The sequence below is a fragment of the Mariprofundus ferrooxydans PV-1 genome, from assembly GCF_000153765.1.
In the GTDB taxonomy this organism is placed as follows: Bacteria; Pseudomonadota; Zetaproteobacteria; order Mariprofundales; family Mariprofundaceae; genus Mariprofundus; species Mariprofundus ferrooxydans.
Map to the genome: position 1 here is coordinate 333452 of NZ_DS022294.1, position 20336 is coordinate 353787.

General features: G+C 53.3%; 20 protein-coding genes and 1 pseudogene. 15 read left to right on the top strand and 6 right to left on the bottom strand.

Annotation, left to right across the window (positions count from 1 at the left end; genetic code table 11):
- Positions 1-193: 193 nt before the first annotated feature.
- Positions 194-3304, bottom strand: a complete 3111-nt coding sequence (locus SPV1_RS01460) for an SIR2 family protein (protein ID WP_040881590.1) — start codon at positions 3302-3304, stop codon at positions 194-196.
- Between the two features lie 184 nt (positions 3305-3488).
- Positions 3489-4280 carry a ferritin-like domain-containing protein gene (locus tag SPV1_RS01465; protein WP_009849303.1) on the bottom strand — a complete coding sequence of 264 codons (792 nt, stop codon included), beginning with the start codon at positions 4278-4280 and terminating at the stop codon, positions 3489-3491.
- 35 nt (positions 4281-4315) lie between these two features.
- Between SPV1_RS01465 and hflD the strand changes: the two genes are divergently transcribed.
- The 6 genes and pseudogenes from hflD (at position 4316) to SPV1_RS01495 (ending at position 8707) form a co-directional block, all read left to right on the top strand.
- On the top strand, positions 4316-4966 hold the full coding sequence (gene hflD / locus SPV1_RS01470) for a high frequency lysogenization protein HflD (RefSeq protein WP_050754699.1): 651 nt from the start codon (positions 4316-4318) through the stop codon (positions 4964-4966).
- Positions 4967-5050: 84 nt separating this feature from the next.
- Positions 5051-5305, top strand: a complete 255-nt coding sequence (locus SPV1_RS01475; RefSeq protein WP_009849305.1) for a hypothetical protein — start codon at positions 5051-5053, stop codon at positions 5303-5305.
- On the top strand, positions 5302-5940 hold the full coding sequence (locus SPV1_RS01480; RefSeq protein ID WP_009849306.1) for an OmpA family protein: 639 nt from the start codon (positions 5302-5304) through the stop codon (positions 5938-5940). The genes SPV1_RS01475 and SPV1_RS01480 overlap by 4 nt, the downstream gene beginning before the upstream one ends.
- Positions 5941-6069: 129 nt before the next feature.
- Positions 6070-7600 (top strand): annotated as a pseudogene (locus SPV1_RS14765) (SulP family inorganic anion transporter).
- A gap of 53 nt (positions 7601-7653) precedes the next feature.
- Positions 7654-8004 carry a nuclear transport factor 2 family protein gene (locus SPV1_RS01490; protein WP_009849309.1) on the top strand — a complete coding sequence of 117 codons (351 nt, stop codon included), beginning with the start codon at positions 7654-7656 and terminating at the stop codon, positions 8002-8004.
- A gap of 229 nt (positions 8005-8233) precedes the next feature.
- Entirely contained in the window at positions 8234-8707 is a 474-nt protein-coding gene (locus SPV1_RS01495; RefSeq protein ID WP_009849310.1) for a PilZ domain-containing protein, read from the top strand.
- A gap of 27 nt (positions 8708-8734) precedes the next feature.
- Here SPV1_RS01495 and SPV1_RS01500 read toward each other — a convergent pair whose 3' ends face one another.
- Positions 8735-10681, bottom strand: coding sequence for a penicillin-binding protein activator (locus SPV1_RS01500; protein WP_009849311.1), 1947 nt, complete (start codon positions 10679-10681; stop codon positions 8735-8737).
- Between SPV1_RS01500 and rsmI the strand changes: the two genes are divergently transcribed.
- The 9 genes from rsmI (at position 10680) to SPV1_RS01545 (ending at position 16641) form a co-directional block, all read left to right on the top strand.
- A complete protein-coding gene (gene rsmI / locus SPV1_RS01505) occupies positions 10680-11534 on the top strand; it encodes a 16S rRNA (cytidine(1402)-2'-O)-methyltransferase (RefSeq protein WP_009849312.1) in 855 nt (284 codons plus the stop codon). The genes SPV1_RS01500 and rsmI overlap by 2 nt on opposite strands.
- Before the next feature lie 14 nt (positions 11535-11548).
- A complete protein-coding gene (locus SPV1_RS01510; protein WP_009849313.1) occupies positions 11549-11911 on the top strand; it encodes a YraN family protein in 363 nt (120 codons plus the stop codon).
- A 41-nt stretch (positions 11912-11952) separates the two neighbouring features.
- Positions 11953-12513: a D-sedoheptulose-7-phosphate isomerase gene (locus tag SPV1_RS01515; protein WP_009849314.1), complete on the top strand. Its 561-nt coding sequence runs from the start codon at positions 11953-11955 to the stop codon at positions 12511-12513.
- Complete coding sequence (locus SPV1_RS01520; RefSeq protein WP_009849315.1) at positions 12510-13463, top strand: deoxyhypusine synthase family protein; 954 nt, start codon at positions 12510-12512, stop codon at positions 13461-13463. Before SPV1_RS01515 ends, SPV1_RS01520 begins: the two co-directional genes overlap by 4 nt.
- Positions 13464-13495: 32 nt before the next feature.
- Positions 13496-14071 carry a BON domain-containing protein gene (locus SPV1_RS01525; RefSeq protein WP_009849316.1) on the top strand — a complete coding sequence of 192 codons (576 nt, stop codon included), beginning with the start codon at positions 13496-13498 and terminating at the stop codon, positions 14069-14071.
- On the top strand, positions 14068-14547 hold the full coding sequence (rfaE2, locus tag SPV1_RS01530; RefSeq protein ID WP_009849317.1) for a D-glycero-beta-D-manno-heptose 1-phosphate adenylyltransferase: 480 nt from the start codon (positions 14068-14070) through the stop codon (positions 14545-14547). Before SPV1_RS01525 ends, rfaE2 begins: the two co-directional genes overlap by 4 nt.
- Complete coding sequence (locus SPV1_RS01535) at positions 14544-15707, top strand: 4-phosphoerythronate dehydrogenase (RefSeq protein WP_009849318.1); 1164 nt, start codon at positions 14544-14546, stop codon at positions 15705-15707. Before rfaE2 ends, SPV1_RS01535 begins: the two co-directional genes overlap by 4 nt.
- Before the next feature lie 9 nt (positions 15708-15716).
- Positions 15717-16268, top strand: coding sequence for an oligoribonuclease (orn, locus tag SPV1_RS01540; RefSeq protein WP_009849319.1), 552 nt, complete (start codon positions 15717-15719; stop codon positions 16266-16268).
- 160 nt (positions 16269-16428) lie between these two features.
- Positions 16429-16641: a hypothetical protein gene (locus SPV1_RS01545; RefSeq protein WP_009849320.1), complete on the top strand. Its 213-nt coding sequence runs from the start codon at positions 16429-16431 to the stop codon at positions 16639-16641.
- Between the two features lie 50 nt (positions 16642-16691).
- On the opposite strand, the gene SPV1_RS01550 is transcribed toward SPV1_RS01545, so the two are convergent.
- From SPV1_RS01550 to gltX, 3 genes are read right to left on the bottom strand one after another with little or no spacing between them, the layout of a single operon-like run.
- Positions 16692-17390 carry a phosphoadenylyl-sulfate reductase gene (locus tag SPV1_RS01550; RefSeq protein WP_040881378.1) on the bottom strand — a complete coding sequence of 233 codons (699 nt, stop codon included), beginning with the start codon at positions 17388-17390 and terminating at the stop codon, positions 16692-16694.
- 46 nt (positions 17391-17436) lie between these two features.
- Positions 17437-18816: a cysteine--tRNA ligase gene (gene cysS / locus SPV1_RS01555; RefSeq protein WP_009849322.1), complete on the bottom strand. Its 1380-nt coding sequence runs from the start codon at positions 18814-18816 to the stop codon at positions 17437-17439.
- 4 nt (positions 18817-18820) lie between these two features.
- Positions 18821-20248 carry a glutamate--tRNA ligase gene (gltX, locus tag SPV1_RS01560; RefSeq protein WP_009849323.1) on the bottom strand — a complete coding sequence of 476 codons (1428 nt, stop codon included), beginning with the start codon at positions 20246-20248 and terminating at the stop codon, positions 18821-18823.
- Positions 20249-20336: the final 88 nt, after the last annotated feature.

The following is a 20336-nucleotide window of genomic DNA, read 5'->3' on the forward strand; positions in this document are numbered from 1 at the left end:
GCTCAGATCAGCTGTGAGAGTGTATCTCTCTCGTCATAGCTATCGCACAGAGCCTTCGCTATGAATACGCTCCGTGGTCTCAGCTCTCCCTCGTGGCAAAAATCGAGAACGTTACATCCGCCATTCAAGGCCTAGAGCCCCCCGCCCACTTTTAATGAATAGCCCACCTAGAATTAAACCAAAGGAAAATAATCTATATCAATAATCTATAATCGTATGGAGCAGCACCAAATCCGCTGAGATATGTTCCAACACGTGCAATTGCACTAGCTGAAGTAAGAGTCACAGGAAGTTGTGAATAGTAATCGAAATTGTTCCAGTCCATTTTTGATAAGCCTAAAATCTCTGAAGCCACTTGCTCCAAGTCAGACTGCCCTAAATGTCTACGAATCAATAACGGCGAAGGAATTCGACGCTTACCTTGATAATACTTCCAGTTTGGATTTAGTACGTTTGGAGCCGCACCGTGCACCCAAAGCAATGCAGAATGTTTATCCAAAACAATGGAAGTACCCCTTGGGACAGGAAACGAGTCAATTCCCAACCTCCCACTAATCAACTTGGAAGACAGATATTTTAAAGATGGCTCAATATTTATTTCTATGAGCTCAATATTGCTTATGCCTTCTAACCCTTGCGTTAATCCTCGTTTTTCTTCTTGAGTGAAATATGTCTTTTTGTGAATAACAACTCGATCAGGCAATCTCATTTTTGCATCAAAGAATAGTTGCCGAATAGTTTCTCCTGTCCTGCGAGCATCATCTTCAGACATAAATGGATTCTTACCCCTGTATATAGGGTTTTCTATACGCCCAAGCCTGAACTGTAGACCTTCTCCTCTTGCGCTATAGAGATGACTGCACCCAAGAAGGACATGATTTCCAATAGATGCTTCTTGGTCGATGCTATATCCAATTCCAACATATGCTGTTTGGTCGTCTATACAATCTAATCTCCATGGTGACCTTAGAGCTTTTACGTACAGAGCAAGGGACAGCCACCAATATATGCGACACTTCTGACCGCCAGCCATGGTTTCTTCCCTGATAAATTGTGTACTAAGTCCCATCCGAGCAGCAAATGCTTTTATGTAATCATGAAGGTTAAAGTGTTCAATATCAGTACGAACAATATTTAGTTCTCGCCAACGCGATGGGACGAATATGACTACAACTGACCCTGGGTTCAGGCTTCGAATCACATTTAGTTCGTTGCATATTCGTCGGCCAAGAGTTTTAGCCGCTTCAAGAGAGTTACTTGGAAGAGAAGAGTCATCCAAATTCATCCAAGTTGGATCTGAATGGCTTGGTATTGATAATGGTGTTCCAAAAGCATTAGCAAATCCAGGATATTCTAATAGATAATCTTGTTCCGTTCTTGATGGCTTGAATCGCGCATGAAGACTCGAAAGAAAAGAAGAAAAGCGCTGAGTGTCTTGCCTTGGACATAGGACTGATACTTCCACATTAGGGGACAGGCCTTCAGTAGTTAGGCTGTAATCCCATGGTCGGTTGTACAATAAGCCTTTGAGAGGGTTGGCATCTCGGCACTCAGAACCACCATCTTTAGAAGCAAACACAAGCGGAACATCTGGCAAAATAAACCCATGCTGTTTAGCAACACGACGATATTCTAGTGTTAAAGGCGGTTTGTTTTTCTCAATTAAGCCAGCATACCAAGAGGCTTTGGTAATTCGAAAAACTCCATGACTCCAAGCCTGAATATCGATATTGGTCAGCTTGTCCGTAAAGTGCCTAAGGTCATCATCAAACTCTTTGTTGTGCTGATAACCGTACACTTCATTTTTAATAACTTTGCTGGATTCAAAATCTGCTATGGAGCCTTCATTGTTTGTTATAATCACTTCTGGTGTTAAGACAGAGACAATTTTCCCTTGCAAGTTAATTAACTTAATTGAAACGGCTTTATGGATCTGAAATCGCTTTCCCTGATATAGTTTCCTATCATAAGGGAGTGGTTCCCATAAGCGATTTGTTAAGTTAGAAGAAAACCCTAATTGCTTCGCAACGGCACATACCAGAGCACGCTGCATGAGTGACCTTATTCGGCCATCACGAGAGAGTTCATATATTGATAACTCTACCGATTTAATTTTACCTTTTACTGCAGAGCCTAGAGCATCGATTATCTCTTCAGCATTTCCCAATACTAAAGCTCCATCATTTCCGAAGACGACCCCACTAACATTTATTGGATCTAGCTTCTCATTAAGCCAATCCCTCGGTTTCGCTCCATCTGGATACTTCAAGTTAATTTTCAGTGCACTTAGAGGCAAAGACACTGGATAAGCATTACTTTTGAACAGGGAACTAGGAGGGCTAGCGGGGACAACAAATGGTTTTGTTACAGTTTGCTCGCTACCTAAAACTTGTAGGAGTGCTTTTGCATTATTGAGCAAGTCTCCTTCGAGATACCGCAAGGATAGCCTAGAAATCATATCATCAAAGCCATCTGTGTTTACATAAAGCGCTTCACGCCCCGAGGCCTTTATCTCTTGAAGGAAGCTAACTACCTTTTCAGATGGAGATTCGCCATATCCACACCAATATATTCGTGAAGATGATTTATTATTTGTGAATGCATGCCGAAGTACAGCCATAAGCGATTCATCTCGACCACTATAACCAGCTACAATGAGGCTGCAGTTTTCCAGTTCTCTTTCTAAAGCTTGCTCTAGGTTCGACTCTTGCTTTTTTAGTTCGTCCTCTGTGTTTTTCAACTCATCATAGCGAAAGTCCCCATGAAGTGAGACAGTCCGTAATTCCCCCTGAACGTATGGTTGAATAGCGCGCTGGCTACAGTCGACCCCAACCTCTACAGTCACCACATCTGAAGCTGCACATGATCTAGCTACCAATCCATCAAAATTTGTAGTCCAAACGGAACGAATAAGGCCGCCTTTTACTAATAGCGGAAAGAGCTGATACCCTATGTGCGGTTTTGCTTGCCGAACGAATGAAGCAAAAAATTGACGCCTGTCTTGATGGGTCGGGTAACATGCTTGAGCATAATAAGAATACTCATTATCACTATTTATTGGCGGATAATCCCCCCGCATATCCAACCAGTCCTGAATTCGAGTTCTTGTGCCTGGAAGTGAGAGTTCTCCGACTGATTCACTGAGAGAAGGATTATTTGTTACAAATATTTCCCGTTTCCATTCCCAAACACACCTTTCGGCGCTTGGCATCCCTGAGGAAATTGAAGCTCCAGCGCCAAGAAGGAAGCAATAAGGAGTTCCCTTATTTATTGCTATTGATCGAACAAATGTATCGATTGCCAAAGATGCGACTTTACTATTGTTCTGAGTATTCAATGAAGTTCCGAATTTTAGAACCGCTGTTTAAAGTCATTCCCTCGCCCCCCGAAGAATCAATACAACGATAGACGCTTTCGCACCGAAAGGCAATTTCCATCAAACGGAAACAAAAAAGACACTGCAATGTGGTGGCTAGTTATAGGCGCTATCACTTCAGCAGATCCATTTCTCTCTGACTAAAACCCGCCTGCTCACGCGCGCTCATATTGTAGGGACCCTTCACGCCTTGCGGAAGGTGTATGGCCAATAACTCGGTAAATGTCGTCAGCGGGTCAATCTGTCGCTGCTCGCAGCAATAGCGGAACCAGCGGTTGCCGATGGCGACATGCCCTATTTCATCACGCAGGATAATATCCAGCAGACTAACGGCATGATGATCACCGGCCTGTGTCAGCTTCTGCTGAATGCCCGGCGTCACATCCAGCCCGCGAGCCTCCAGCACCCGCGGCACCAGCGCCATACGCGCCAATACATCGCCGGCTGTTCTTTCACACATCTCCCACAAACCGCCATGCGCATCAAAATCACCGTATTCAGCCCCCAGATGACGCAAGTGCGCCCGTATCAGCTCAAAGTGATAGGCCTCCTCCTCGGCCACCGTCAACCAGTCGTCATAAAAGCCTTCGGGCATCCCGGCAAAGCGCTGCACAGCATCCAGTGCCAGATTGATCGCATTGAATTCGATATGTGCCACGGCATGCATCAGGATCGCCCTGCCCCGGACACTGACAAACCCCCGCCTGGCCACCTGCGTCGCCTGCACCAGATGCGGCTTCTCAGGTCGTCCCGGCTCGCAGTTGCTGATACAGGGAGAAGCGCAATCCGGCTTCAACGTCCCCTCCCGCCGCATGCGGGCAAGCCTGCGAACCTGTAACAGCTTTGCATCGACATCCGAACACAACAAAGCCGTTGCCGCTGCCTTACGTAATTCATTCGCCACTTGAGCATCCCTCCCTCTGGCTCCAGCATAGCCCCATGTCGCAACTATCCCACAACAGCATGATCCGCCAGCGTGCTATAGCACTGGCCGCTATAACGCAGGCAGTCTATCTGGTCGACAGCATTGCCCGCAAAGGTCTGGCTGATGCGGAGGACTGTCGCACGCTGATGAACAGCCTGTTTGCCGATACTGCCCGGGCCGAACATGATGTTGCACAACTGTATGATGGCATCACCAATCTGCAGACAGGCTTACGCATCTGTAGCAGCATACTCAAAGGCGACACCTTGCCACAGCACAAAACTATCATGAGCTATAGTGCCGGCCTGATGGCGCTGGAGAGCAAACTGACCAAGGAGAACAACGTCCGCCAGACGTTGGCAAGCGGCATGCAACGCATCGCAGGCCAGCAAAAATATTTTGGCGACGCCATGCATCCGAATATTATCGCAGCCGTAGCTGACCTGTATGGTGAAACCATCAGCACGATGAAACCACGTATTATCGTACGCGGAAAATCCGAGCACCTGAGCCAGCAGGCCAATACCAGACGCGTGCGCGCCCTGCTGATGGCAGGCCTGCGTGCAGCACATCTGTGGCACAGGCAGGGCGGTGGTCATATGAACTTGCTGTTCAGACGCAATGCCCTGGCAAAAGAGATGGATGCGTTGCTGCATATAGCCTGAGCAACATCATACTTCTCCTGTTTTTTGCTATTTAACAGTTCGCTGTCTATAATTTTGCGACTATTTACAGGAGGAGGGGACATTATGCGCATTTTATTTATGCTCACTGCACTGCTGGCGTTTGCACTGCCTGCACAGGCGAAATTATTCACCAGTATCGAAGAGCGCAGCGACGCTATTACGGCGGAATTACAGGGAAATAACAATTACCACGCCAATCTGGCTCGTGAACTGGCATCTATCGCCAGTGAAGAAAAAGGTCAGCATGATCTGGGTGCAGCCAGAGTTTTTATCAAAATGGCTGAAGAAGAAGCGGCCAAGGCCGGAGGTGCAAAATGATAAAACATATCGTTATAGCTGCTGCGGCAGCCCTCTCCCTGTCGGCCTGTGCACCATACATGAACTTAGGCAGCAGTGAGCTCGACAATGCCCGCAAGGCCGTTGCCGATGCAAAAGCCGCCGGCGCCGAGAAATGCGCCCCCAAACTGCAGGCGGAAGCCGTTGCCTCTCTCTACTGGGCTGCCCATGAGGTTACCGAGCGCGGTGTCCATCCGGATGAAAATGCCGAGTTGATCGCCACCGCGATTGCCAAGGCCAATGCAGCACGCGCGAAAGCCATTAAGGGTTGCACACCGGAAATCATCAAGCTTGAAGGCGTGTATTTCGATAACGACAGTGCTAAACTCAGACCGGCTTCCGTGGCCACACTGGACAAGGCTGTGGCAACACTGAACCGTCGCGCCACAATCAAGGTTGAAGTTGCCGCACATACCGACAGCAGCGGCAGTGATGCCTATAATCTGTCACTGTCCGAACGCCGGGCTGCCAGCGTCAGGGATTATCTGGTTGCCCACGGCATTGACGCCGCCCGTCTGACCTCGAAGGGCTATGGCGAAACCCAGCCTATTGCCAGCAACGCAACGAAAGAAGGACGTGCCAAGAATCGTCGTGTTGAACTACGAGTGATGAACTAAGCTACATTTGCATTCCACCCCCCGTACGGGCTGCCTTTGGGCGGCCCGTATTTTTTTGCGGCCAGGCAACCTTGCACTCACCACACCTGTCCATAGAGTTTCACACCGTTTGATTGATCAGGAGTCTCCATGTTTCAGCTCTACTACGACCATGCCGCAAAAGCCAAGGATGACGTCCTTTCCGGACTGACTGTTGCCTTCGCACTGGTGCCGGAGGCGGTCGCCTTTGCGTTTGTTGCCGGCGTCAATCCGCTGGTCGGCCTGTATGGCGCCTTCCTGATGGGGCTACTGACATCACTGGTCGGCGGTCGTCCGGGCATGATTTCCGGCGCGACCGGTTCCATGGCCGTGGTTATGGTCGCACTGGTTTCACAGCACGGCGTGGAGTATCTCTTTGCCTGTATTATCCTGACCGGTCTGCTGCAGGTGGCCTTCGGCGGCCTGAAATTCGGCAAATATATCCGCATGGTGCCCTACCCGGTCATGCTCGGTTTCGTGAACGGGCTGGCGATCGTCATTTTCCTGGCCCAGATGCAGCAGTTTAAGGTCAAGGGCGCTGACGGTGTCATGCACTGGCTCTCCGGCACACCGCTCTTCAGCATGCTGGCTCTGGTGGCATTAACCATGGCAATTATGTTTTTTCTACCCAAAATCACACGCGCCATCCCGGCCGGCCTTGCTGCGATTATCACCATCAGCATGATCGTTATCTTCGGTGGCGTTGATACCAAATCGGTCGGCGACATCGCTGATATCAGCGGTGGTTTTCCCGGCATTTCATCTGCCTGCCGTACCCTTCACCCTCGAAACGCTCTGGATTATCCTGCCCTATGCCGTGATTCTCGCCGGTGTCGGCCTGATTGAGTCACTGCTGACGATGAGTGTAGTGGATGAGATGACCGGCACACGCGGTCAGGGCAACCGCGTCTCCATCGGTCAGGGGCTGGCCAACACCGTTAACGGCTTCTTCGGCGGCATGGGCGGCTGCGCCATGATCGGCCAGACAATGATCAATGTTACTTCCGGCGGCCTGCGCAACCTCTCCGGCATCGCTGCAGCACTATTTCTGCTGGTATTCATTATGTTCGCCTCCGGACTCATTGCCATGGTGCCTGTGGCGGCACTGGTCGGCCTGATGTTCATGGTCGTGATCGGCACTTTTGAGTGGGGCAGCTTTAACCTGCTGAACAAGGTACCACGTGAAGATTCCTTTGTCGGCATCCTGGTGGCTGTTGTCACCGTATTCACCGATCTGGCCACGGCCGTCATTATCGGCGTGATTGCAACAGCACTGATCTTCTCATGGAAGCAGGCACGTCATATCTACACCATCCGCGAAGATCAGGCAGACGGCTCCCGTATCTACCGGATGCACGGGCCGCTCTTCTTTGCCTCCGTACATCGCTTCAGCGACCTGTTTGATCCGGAAAATGATCCGGAAAATGTCTATATTGATTGCGCCATGTCGCGCATTGCCGATCACTCCGCCATCGAAGCGATCGACAACCTGGCCGAGCGCTATAAAAAAGCAGGCAAGCATCTGCACCTGACCCACCTGAGTCCGGAGTGTATCAAGTTGCTGACCACTGCCGCCGATCTGGTGGAAGTGAATATGCAGGAAGATCCGAACTACCACGTCGCCGACGACAAGCTGGCTTAAAGACACCAATTGGATAGCTGTATCTATTACTGTTAAGGAGGTTAACCTCGCCAATGAATAAAGAGCACGCTCACGCATTTGCCCAGGAGTGGATTTCAGCCTGGAACTCGCACAATCTGGAAAAAATTCTTTCGCATTACGACGATGATTTCGAAATGTCATCGCCCGCGATTACAAAACTCACGGGAGAACCAAGCGGCGTACTTCGCGGAAAGAAGGCGGTCGGCGAATATTGGTCCGGTGCTCTCAAAAAATTTCCAGATCTGAAATTTAAACTGCTTCACACCCTCATAGGCGCAAATAGTGTTGTACTGATATACGAAGGTGTGCTGGGTCTATCAACCGAGGTGTTCCATTTCGGCCCTGACGGCAAAGTTATTAAGGCATTTGCACACTACACATAATATCCAGACATCTTTTTGCGCTGCATGTTAGGCGCCTGTGGCGGTGTTATGATGCATCCTATCCGTCACCGGTAACTATTTATGTCAAAGCAGATGAGTCTATCACCTGCTAATGCATCTTCTCTTACAGCAGCCTGCACAAACTTAGCCATGCAGGATGGTTTACCCCAAATCTTCTTTTTCCGCTATAATAAGACGCGATCCGGCACAGCGAAGGAGGGAGGGGGTGATGGGTTTTCTGGACAAACTGGAGTCTCTGCCGGGCAGACTGATCAACTATTTGCTGCCAAGCATCAGAAGAGATGAAGAAAAAATTGTGGTCAGCCACGGCGGTGATACGGACGAGCTCTATTCAGGTACGGACAGGCGAAAACATGTCCGTTTTCCGGTTAACCTGGCCGTTCAGCATGGCAATCAAATGCCTCTGCAATATCAGGACTTTATACTCAATGCAGGAGAAGGCGGGGTATTTATCCAGTGCGATAACCCCTTACCGACAGGAACCCCTCTCATACTCCACTTTTACATCCCCCCGGAGGAGATGTTGCTCGCCGAATTCAAAGGTGAAGTCATCAATATCAGCAGATGCGCAAAATACGGAAGCGGCATGCATGTAAAATTCACCCATTACCACAAGGAAGATATGGAACATTTCCTCTCCTACCTGGAAGAGAAGCGCCACTTGCTGGATGTTAAGGCCTGAGTGATACCGGTTCTGACCGGACAGTCGCTACCCTGCAGGGACGATTTCACCCTTGCGAATAGTAAAGATATCCAGCTGTTTCTGGCCTACACCCGCGTCATCAAAGCGCACATGCCCGGTCACTGCTGGAAAGCCTTCCGGGTCCCGCAGACCGCGAAGAATCGCCTGATCGCTCAAACCCAACCTGCTGGTCAGCATCGTGGCAATACGCATGCTGTCATAGGCCAACAGCAACAAATCGGAAGTCGCATCACTACCCCAGGCCTCGCGCAACATAAAGTGAATGCGGTTGAGTAACGGATCATCATTTTCCCCGGCCGCTTCCTTGCCGGAGGCGACGAAGCGGGCACTGGAGAGGTAACGTCCCCGATCATCCAGCAGGTGCCCATCCTGCCAGCGGCTGCTGCCATAGAGGGCAACATCGCGAATATCTGCATAGGCCAGCTGGCCTGCCAACAACGCGACCTGACGCCCAGGCAAAGCCAGATAGATCGCATCAAAGTTGACAGGCATATGAATTTCGACGTCCATTTCCGGCAAGAACACGGAGAGGTCTTCATCCAGTGCAGCCAGTGTCTCTTCATCATCGGTATCAAAGCGCAATTGCCGCAACTGATCGCGGTAGTCCAGACCCTCTTTGTCCAGCTTCACGGTCTTCACCAGCTCGCCACCCAGCGCTTCAAATGATGCGACAAACGTATCGGCTTCCGCCTGATTTTCATCCGCATCGGTAATCACGACCATACGCTTGGCGTCATGCTGCCATGCATAGTTGGCCATAGCCGATACCTGAGCCAGCGGCGAGAGCGTGTGAATAAACAGAGACGGCGAACGATGCGCAAGCTCGGTGTCACCTGTCAGACTGATTACCGGCAACCCCGGCCTCAGATAGGGCAGAATTGCTTTGGTTGTTTCCGCCAGCAACGGGCCGATAATCATATTGACCGATTCGTTACTCAACTGTCGATAGGCTTCAATCGCCTGCGTCTTATCTGAAGCCGTATCCTCTACACGCAACGTGATATAGGCATCAGATTCCAGGCTCGCCAGCGCAACACGTATGCCCTGCAGCGCCTCACGTCCGTAGCGGGCATACTGCCCCGTCAGCGGCAACATCACGCCGATCGTTGCCGCCCTCATCTCGCCCGACGCCCATGCCTGCAGCTGTTGCAGTTGCGGTGCCCGCGGCATGGATGCAGCCAGGAGAACAGCGATGCGTTGTACGGCGGCAATATCACCGGTCATCAACCGTGACTGGCCGCTGTAGAGTGCAAACGCAGGCAGCAACTCCCGCTGTACCGTCGGGTCGGCAAATACGCGCTCAACCGTGTCCAGCGAACTGCGGCGGGCGGCCATGCGCAACCAGGTGTCACGACTGGCTACATCAATATAGGCGGCCGCAAGAAACCAGCGGACAGCTTCCATCTCGGATGCGACACGGGCAGTTGCAGGACCAATCTCGAGAATTCGGTCGGCCAACTCGCGCGTCAGGCGCGGATGCAGCAATGCCGTACGCATGTCTGCCAGTGCCCGATCAGACTCCCCCTGCTTAAGCCACCATTCAGCACGCCATACATAGGCATACGGTACCAGTGCATGCTGCGGATAACGTGCCAGCGCGGCGGCAACAGCCTGCTCGGCTCCGGGCAGATCATACTCCAGCATCACTTCGGCCTTGCGGAACAGCGCTTCCTCCCGCATCGGACCTGCTGCACCGGCAATCATCGTATCAAATTGTGCGAGGATTTGATTCATATCGCCGCCGGCGGCCGCCTGAATCATCAACGACCGTATCTCGGTCGCCGTTTCAGGCGCTGTGGCCAGTTGACGGGAGACCGTTTTTTGTCCGGCGACACTGGCGCTCGGAGGCGTCTTCGGCTGACAGCCGGCAAGCAAAAGCATGGCTGCCATAGCAGCGATAACGATAGCCGGCATTGCAGATAAGCGGCCGGACGGATAATGTTTCCAGAGCATGGAATCGCAACCTAATCATCCACAGGCCATTGGCCAACTATTCGTCGTCGCCACACCCATCGGCAACCTCGCTGACATCACCTATCGGGCTGTCGAAACACTGAAGAGTGTTGATATTATTGCCGCCGAAGATACCCGCACCAGCTTGAAACTGTTGCGTCATTACGGCATTGATACGCCAATGCTGGCGCTGCATGAGCACAACGAATCGGCCATGCTCGAGAAATTACAGGCCCGGCTGGAAAACGGCGAGTCCATCGCGCTGATATCAGACGCCGGTACCCCACTTGTTTCAGACCCGGGTTATCGACTTGTACGTCACCTGCGTCAGGCGGGCATCAGGGTCACACCGCTGCCAGGAGCCAGCAGCGTGATGGCGGCGCTCTGTGCCGCCGGCCTTGCAACCGACCACTTCCGTTTTGCCGGTTTTCTGCCACGCGGCGGTAAAGCCCGTCTGCAAGCAATCAGACGTACGGCCAGCAGTGATGAAACCAGTATCCTGCTGGAATCACCCCGCCGCCTGCTGGCAACACTGCAGGATCTGCAGGCCGAGCTGGATGCGGCGCGCGAACTGGTGGTCGCCCGCGAGCTGACCAAGCTGCATGAGGAGTTCGTTTCCGGCACGGCTGCCGAGTTGATTGATCACTTTAATCAGCATGCGCCACGCGGGGAAATTGTACTGCTGGTCGCTGCCGCCCATGACGATGCGGTTGCTCTTAGTGACCGGCAAATTATCGAGTGTCTGGCCAGTGCCGCAATGCAGGCCTTGCCACCCTCGGCCCGGGCCAAAGCCGTTGCCAACACGCTCGATATCCCGCGCGCCAGAGTCTATGCACTGATCAGCGCAGAATAAAAGGCAAGGGCCGGATGAGCACCCGCGACGGCAACATCGGAGAATCAGAGGCCAGCCGCTACCTGCAACATCACGGCTATCGCATTCTTGATCGCAACGCGCGTCTGGGCCGGGGAGAGCTGGATATCGTCGCACTCAGCGGAGAGATCGTGGTATTCGTCGAGGTCAAAGCCCACCACAATCGCGAATCGGCGCTGCTGGCTGTGCATGAGGATAAGTGCGCCCGACTGAAATCGGCAGCACAGATGTGGCTCGCCCTGCACCCACGCTACGCCAGCCTGCAGTGCCGCTTTGATTTAATCATTATCACCCCTAGAGTCGGCTTGACTGCATGGCTGGGATCGTGCATTGAACATATGGAGGACATTATCCGGTGAGTTGGGATTCCACGAACGGGCGCGCTATCATCAATCGGGCCATGCACGATGGCATTGAACTGCGCAGACAATGCATAGATACGCTGAGCGAGCCTCTGTTGAAGGCAAGCGAGATGATGGTGGCATGCCTGCAAAAAGGCGGCAAGGTACTGGCCTGCGGCAATGGCGGATCAGCGGCCGATGCCCAACATTTTGCCGCCGAACTGGTCAACCGTTTTGAAATGAACCGGCGAGGACTGGCTGCCGTAGCCATGACCCATGATGCCTCCGTCATCACCAGTATCGCCAATGACTTCTCCTTCGACCGTATCTTCTCCCGTCAGGTTGAGGCGCTGGGTCGCCCGGAAGATCTGCTGCTGGCCATCTCAACCAGTGGGAATTCGGAAAATGTTGTGGCTGCTGCCAAAGCCGCCGCTGCCATTGGTATGCAAACCATCGCCCTCACAGGCAAGGATGGCGGCCTGCTCGGCCAGGTGGAGACAGTGCAGGTGCTGCTGAATATCGACCACCCGTCCACACCACGCATTCAGGAGATGCATATCACCTGCCTGCATATCCTCTGTTCGCTGGTGGATGAAACCATGTTTGGAGATGACGCATGAGCATCAAACCTCTTTCGTTGAAAGGTCTGACCACCGTGCCACTATCCAGCCGCACGATCGATAGCGACAGCAAGGATTTCGGCGCACCCTATCAGGCAGGTAGCGGCTTCGATCATTTCCTGTGCAGCCTGCCTAACCTCGGCTGTGCCGGAGATCTGTTTCGCCTGCGTGATGCCATTATTACTGCCCACCGGCACGGCTATGCGATCATTCTCGCCTGCGGCGGGCATGTACTGGATTCAGGGCTAGGACCGCTGATTTGTCGTTTAATCGAGCAAAAGCTCGTCAGCGGCATTGTGCTCACCGGCGCTGCACTGCAACAGGATGTGGAAATTGCCATGGTCGGCAATACCACCACCTCGGACGAATACGAACTCCAGGATGGCAGTTACTGCCTGACCGATGAGACAGGCACTCTGATCAATGATGCCATCAATTTCGGGGCACTGGAAAACAGTGGCATCGGCCAGAGCGTCGGTCAGCGGCTGCTGGAATCGGAGCTACCTCATCTGGATCACTCTGTTGTTGCCACAGCTTGCCGCTATGGCGTACCGGTTTCCGTACAGCCTGCCATGGGCGCAGATGCATTCTGTATCCATCCCGCATCGCATGGTGAGTCTCTGGGCGCCGCCAGCATGAATGATTTCAGGTTGCTCGCCGGTATGATGTCCGCCGCCAGCAATGGCGTAGTCATCAATATCGCCTCCAGTGCCATCATGCCGCGCGTACTGCTGCAAGCCGTGGATGCCGCCCGCAATGTTGGTGAAAACATAGGAAACATGACGACCGCAGTGATCGATTCGGCTGCCAGCACTTCGGCCATCCATAATGTGGTAGACTGTCTGTCTCAACCGGACGGTCAGGGCTTCTGGCTCTCAGGCCCCGATGAAATACTTCTTCCCCTGCTCTTTGCCTCAGTCGTTGAAGCACTGGGCGATGATATTCAATAGATGAAACTCATACTCAACACACCGGAGACACCATGTTCAAATTTCGTTTAATGACCGCACTGATCATCTGTTTCAGTCTGCCAGGCTGTCTGGCAACTGCCATCGTGGGCACTGCTACAGGGGCCGCAACAATGTCCCATGACGAACGATCGCTGGGAAGGCAGTTCGACGATGCCGCCACGGCCTCCAAAATCGATGCACGTTTGATTGCCGAGAAGAATATGCCCTCGCGCTGGATCAGTATTGATGTCGTCAACGGCGAGGTTACGCTGACCGGCTCCCTGCCCACACAGAACCAAATTGACCGGGCCATCTATATCACCAAGTCCATTCACGGCGTACGTTCGGTCGACTCAAAACTGACGGTAGGCGCACCAAAAATGCGCTCTCTGCTCTCGGATTCATGGATCACAACCCGTGTCAAAACGCGCCTGTTGAATGACAAGGTGGTTTCCGGCCTGAAAATCCATGTGGAAACAGTCAATGGCAAGGTCTACCTGCAGGGCGAGGTTAAACAGGCCAGCGAACGGGCCAGGGCAAAAGAGATTGCCCATTCGGTTGCAGGCGTCACCGCAGTCGTCGATTTGATGCAATCCGCCGGCTCATGAAGGGGGCAAGCGACCTGCCGGATGCCCTGTTACAGATCAACAACTGGCGCGAGCAAGGCAAGCGCATCGTTTTCACCAATGGTTGTTTCGACCTGCTGCATCCGGGTCACATCGATTATCTGGAGCGCGCAAAGGCACTTGGAGATGCACTTGTTATCGGCCTCAACGATGATGACTCCATTCGCCGCCTGAAAGGAGCGTCACGGCCGGTGAATCCGCTTGCCGATCGGGCCATTATGCTGGCTGCACTGCGCTGCGTGGATATGGTCATACCTTTTTGTGAAGATACACCGTTCAATCTGATCAGCGCGCTAAAACCGGATATTCTGGTCAAGGGTGGCGACTACAAACCGGATGACATTATCGGTGCAGATATTGTGCGTGACACAGGCGGAGAGGTCGTTGTTATGCCGTTTCTGGACGGCCACTCATCCACCGGTCTGATTACCCGAATTCATGCGCAACAGCCATCATGAGCAATCGGCTGAATATCGTTGCCGATGCCCATATCTGGGGCGTGGAATCAGCCTTCGCTGATTTACCCGGATTTGATGTCCGTCTGCAACTACTGGAGAGTAGCGAGATCAACCGGCAAGCATTGAAGAGTGCCGACATCCTGCTCACCCGCTCAGCCACGAAAGTAAACGAATCATTGCTTGCCGGCACACCGGTACGCTTTGCCGCCACGGCAACCATCGGCGATGACCATTACGACACGGCATGGCTGGATGCCAATCGCATCGTCTGGGCCAATGCCGCCGGTTCATCCACCGGATCGGTTATAGAGTATATGCTGGCACTGCTGATTGATCTGCATCTGCGCGGCCAAATCAGCATCCCGGACACCACCATCGGCATCATCGGCGTCGGACGCATCGGTAGCGCGCTGGCAGAGATATGCAGGCAGCTTGGCATGCAGGTACTGCTCAACGATCCACCGAGAGCACGCGCAGAGGGAGAAGAGGGCTTCAGCTCATTAGAAGACCTGCTGAACCGGGCAGATCTGATCACACTGCATACGCCATTGATACGGGACGGTGAGGACCGCACATTTCATCTGCTGGGTAGCGAACGCCTTGCCGCCTTCAGGGGCACAGGCATTATCAATGCCGGGCGTGGGAGCTGTGCAGACAACAGCGCGCTGATCGACTGGCTGAACGGCGACGCATCCCGCTTTGCCGCACTCGACTGCTGGGAGCATGAACCATCTCCGCTGCGCGCGCTGTTCAACCATCCGCAGCTGCTGATCGCCACGCCCCATATTGCCGGTCACTCGCTGGATGGCAAAGCGGCCAACACCCTGTTTGCCTACCATGCACTGTGTCGGTTTCTGAATATAGAGCCGCAATGGCGGATGGCACTGCCACCTCCACCGAGGGCTACAACAGTGACAACCACCATGAACCCCTGGGCCAATCTGCATGCTGCCGTGAGCAGCCTCTACCCGCTGTGCGAAGACAGCGATTCTATGAAATCCTGGGCCGATTTAACTGATCCGGAGCTGTCCCATGCCTTTACCGGCTATCGCCGTCACTATCCGGTACGTCGCGCCTGGCAACACTGTCCGATCCATTTCACCACGGCCGATATAGAGACCCGTCGACTGGCAGATGCCATCGGTTTGAAACTCGTATAGCCTGCCCCAATGATTGCCTCGCCCAATAACCTCGTATGGATGGATCTGGAAATGACCGGGCTGGAACCCGATCATGATACCATTATCGAAATCGCCACGATTATCACCGATGGCGAATTAAACATCCTTGCCGAAGGGCCGAATATTGTCATTCATCAACCGGATGAAGCACTCGACGCGATGGATGAGTGGAACACCACACATCACGGCGAATCGGGCCTGACAGCCAGAGTCAGGGCATCGCGGACCTCCATGGCGGTAGCCGAGCAGAAGACGCTGGATTTTATCCGTAAGTATGTACCGGAAGGCAGTTCTCCGCTGTGCGGCAACTCCATTCATCAGGACCGTCGCTTTCTCGTCCGCTATATGCCGAAACTCGAATCCTATGTGCACTATCGCAATATTGATGTCAGCACGATCAAGGAGCTGGCCAAACGCTGGTATCCCGATGATAAAGCCCCGATCAAACAGGCTGAACATCAGGCTCTCTCCGATATCCGCGAATCAATCAATGAGCTGATCTGGTACCGCCAGCATATCTTTCGTCAGCGACGGGCTTAAGCCACCCGGATTGCATCTGCAGCAATCCAGCCGACACGCAGCCGACACACCATCATTGCCCCCCTCCTCTCATAACTACACAGCTCTGGACAGAGCGACATCCGACAGCCTATAATCAAATGGACAAGCTTGTTTGTAAGTGCGACAGAGGAGGTTTGAGATGTATCTAAGAAATGCTGAAACAGGTGATCTTGCACATGTGGTCAAGCTATCCGAACTGACCGACCCTAATCTGGCTACCGTGATGGTTCGTTATCACGCGGGCGAAGAGGCGGGCGAGCCGATGAGTGAGAAAAAATCAGCCATGGCCTTCCCTTCCGGTGAACCACTGCCCAAATGCTGGCAGGATCCCCACTATCGAGTCGATTTCTAAATCGCGATGCTGCAGCCTTAAGTCTGCACGGTAAAAGCTGGGTTCATTCCTCAGCTTTTACGCTTGATGGGACTGGCATGCAGGCCGCATTCAGCCACACCCTCTTCCTGTTCCCACCACCAGCGACCGGCTCTGGGATCTTCTCCCACAGCAATCGCACGCGTACATGGCGCACAGCCAATAGACGGATAATGCTCGTCGTGCAGGGCATTATACGGCACATCATTCTCGCGGATATAGGCCCAGATATCGGCCTGACTCCATTCAATCAACGGATTGAACTTTTTAATACCGAAGGCGACATCATCCTCGATCGCCGCCATCTGCTGACGCGAATCAGCCTGCTCACGACGCACACCCGTCACCCATGCTTTTCTGCCGGCCAGGGCACGACGCAACGGGTGTATTTTACGGATTTCACAACAGCGTTTACGCTTCTCGACCGAATCCCGAAACAGATTCATGCCATGCTCGCGCACCATCGCCTCAACTTCTGCTGCATCCGGGCAGTAGACTTCAACCGGTAGCCCGTAGCGGGTACGGCAGGCATCCATTACATCATAGGTCTGCTGGGGCAAACGCCCTGTATCCAACGTTACGATGGTAATCGCGCGGGCAGAGCGACTGATCAGATCCAGCATCACCACATCTTCCGCGCCGAAGCTGCAGGCAAAGACGATATCCGGCGCAAATTCTGCCTCCGCCTGCTGCAACAGGGCCATACTCGCATCTACTTTAGAGTGATCCATGCTTTTCTCCACCTGTTCAAACTACCCGTTCAACCTGCTTCCTGCGTCAGTTCTTTTTCCACGTTGTGCCGCTGGCGCTGTCTTCCAGTACAATGCCCTGTGCACTCAGTTCATTACGAATGGCATCGGCACGAGCAAAGTCACGGTTTTTTCTGGCCTGCAATCGCTCTTCGATCAGCGCCTCTATGGCAGCAGCATCGACATCGCCGCTCTGAAACCAGATAGCAGTATCCTGTTGAACAATGCCCAGCAGCGCGCTCATGGCCGTAAATTGCCCTGCCAGCGCTGTAACGTCCTGAGCCTCGTTCAAGCCTTTATTCAATGCGCGGCTGGTATCAAACAGTACGGCCAGCGCTTCAGGCGTATTAAAGTCATCATCCATGGCTGTAGTGAAGTGATGAGGAAGCAGTGCTTGCCCTCCTGCACCGGTAACACCCGACTCCTGACAACGCTTTGCGGTTTTATACAGGCGATCCAGCCCCGATTTGGCCACGTCCAGCGCCGCATCGGAAAAATCCAGCGGTGAGCGGTAGTGCGTGCCGAGCATAAACATGCGCAAGACTTCCGGGTGATAGCGCTCGGTTACTTCACGAATGGTAAAGAAATTACCCAGCGACTTGGACATTTTTTCGGCATTAATATTCACAAAACCGTTATGCAACCAGTAGCGGGCAAAGCCACCGCCATTGGCAGCTCGCGCCTGGGCAATCTCGTTCTCATGATGCGGAAACTTCAGATCCATGCCGCCACCATGAATATCAAACGTATCACCCAAATGGCCGCAACTCATCGCTGAGCATTCAATATGCCAGCCGGGGCGACCCTGCCCCCAGGGCGAAGCCCAGGCCGGCTCATCCGCCTTGGCCATTTTCCACAGCACAAAATCCAGCGGGTCGCGCTTGCTCTGATCCACATCCACGCGCGAGCCTGACTCCAGCTCATCAATCTTCTTGCCCGATAATTGTCCGTAATCGGAAAATCCGCGCACGGCATACAGTACATCCCCGGATTCGGAGACATAGGCCATATCTTTCTCCATCAATGCCTGAATCATGCTTATCATCGCATCCATGTGCGCGGTGGCACGGGGTTCGTGCGTCGGACGCAGACAGCCCAGTGCATCGGCATCGGCGTGAAAAGCATCAATCATCTCATTGGTCAGCGCATCAATGGCAATGCCCCGCTCTGCGGCACGTTTGATGATCTTGTCATCCACATCGGTGAAGTTGCGTACATAATCGACGTCGAAACCGGAGTGCATCAGCCAGCGGTAGATCACATCGAATACAATCATTACACGTGCATGGCCGACATGGCAGTAGTCATACACCGTCACACCGCAGACATACATGCCGATATGCCCCGGCCTGATCGGCACAAAGGCCTCTTTTTCACGCTTGATTGTATTGTATAACATCAAACTCATCGTTTTATACCCCGTCAGGCCTTATCTGGCAGGCTTGCTGCAGTCGCGCCATCACTCCATCCGGGCCGAGAAACTCGATAATAGCCGACATCTCCGGCCCGTGCAGCGCGCCACTGAGCGCCACCCTGAGAGGCATAAACAACCCCTTCCCCTTACAACCACTCTTTGCCTTCACATCATTCAGCCACGCCTTCCAGTCATCGCCATCATGCGTCTGCCAAGCCTCCGCAGCTGTAACAAAAAACGCCGGTCCGGCTGCTTTCAATATGGCTGCAGGCTCATCACCCGGCACTGCTTCGGCATCCAGCAGGCGCGCGAAAGCGGAAGCATCCTCTACCCGTTCAATATTACCGCCAATCAGTACAGCCATCCGGAGCAGGCGCTCAGCATCCACATCCGGCAGGTATGGTTTAATCAGCGGCGCCAACTGAGCGGCATCAAGGCCATGCAACAGCCGCGTATGCCAACGCCACATCTCATCATCCGACCAGCGAACAGCTGTGGTTGAAATGTGATCTGCTTCAAAGTGGGCCAGCAGACTTGCGGCATCCAGCGCATCTTCCGGCATATTCGGGTGGCCAAGGCGGGCCATCGCCTGCACCAGTGCAGCCGGCAGCAGACCGTCCTCCCTCAGCTCCACCACACTGTGAGAACCACTGCGTTTGGAGAGTTTGGCACCATCGGCGCCCAGTAGCAGTCCATGATGCAGATATACCGGCGGTTTATAAGACAAGCGCTCCAGCAACCAGACCTGATAGGCGGAGTTGGTCAGGTGATCATCACCACGCAGCGCATGCGTTACGCCATCGAGCGCATCATCGACTGCATTGGGCAGCAGGAAGGTAAAACTGCCGTCTGAGCGTACAACCACAGGATCATCGAGATCACGCAGGGCAAACAGCACCTCGCCACGCAACGCATCCTGAACCCGCACATCACCCTGCTCTGTATGCACCGCCATACGCCACACGAACGGTTCAGATTCTGCTCTGCCGACTGACTCATCAGCAGAGAGGCCACGACAGCGTCCGCTATAACGAGGCGGCAGCCCGCGCGAAGTTGCCAGCTTGCGATCCAGCGAGAGTTGATGTTCAGAACAAAAGCAGCGGTAGGCCTGACCCTGTCTGGCCAACATGGAGAGCGCATCACTATGGCGCCCAGCATGCGCCGACTGAAACAGCACATCGCCGTCCCACTTAAGTCCCAGCCAGTGCAGGTCTGCCTTGATAGCCTCGATATATGCCTGTTCGGAACGATCCTGATCGGTATCTTCAAAGCGAAGCAGGAAACGACCGCCATGCTTTCTGGCATAGAGCCAGTTCAGCAGCGCTGTTCGTACATTACCCAGATGCAGTAACCCTGTCGGTGATGGAGCAAACCGGGTCACTACCTCTGATGGCTGAGGGGTGAGAGGTGATGTGTCATGCATCATGCACAACCTCGTCTTTGCAGAGAGTGAAGCAATCTGCCGGGCAGGCTAAATAACGTATCCAACTGATTACTCACCTCTTCGAATATAA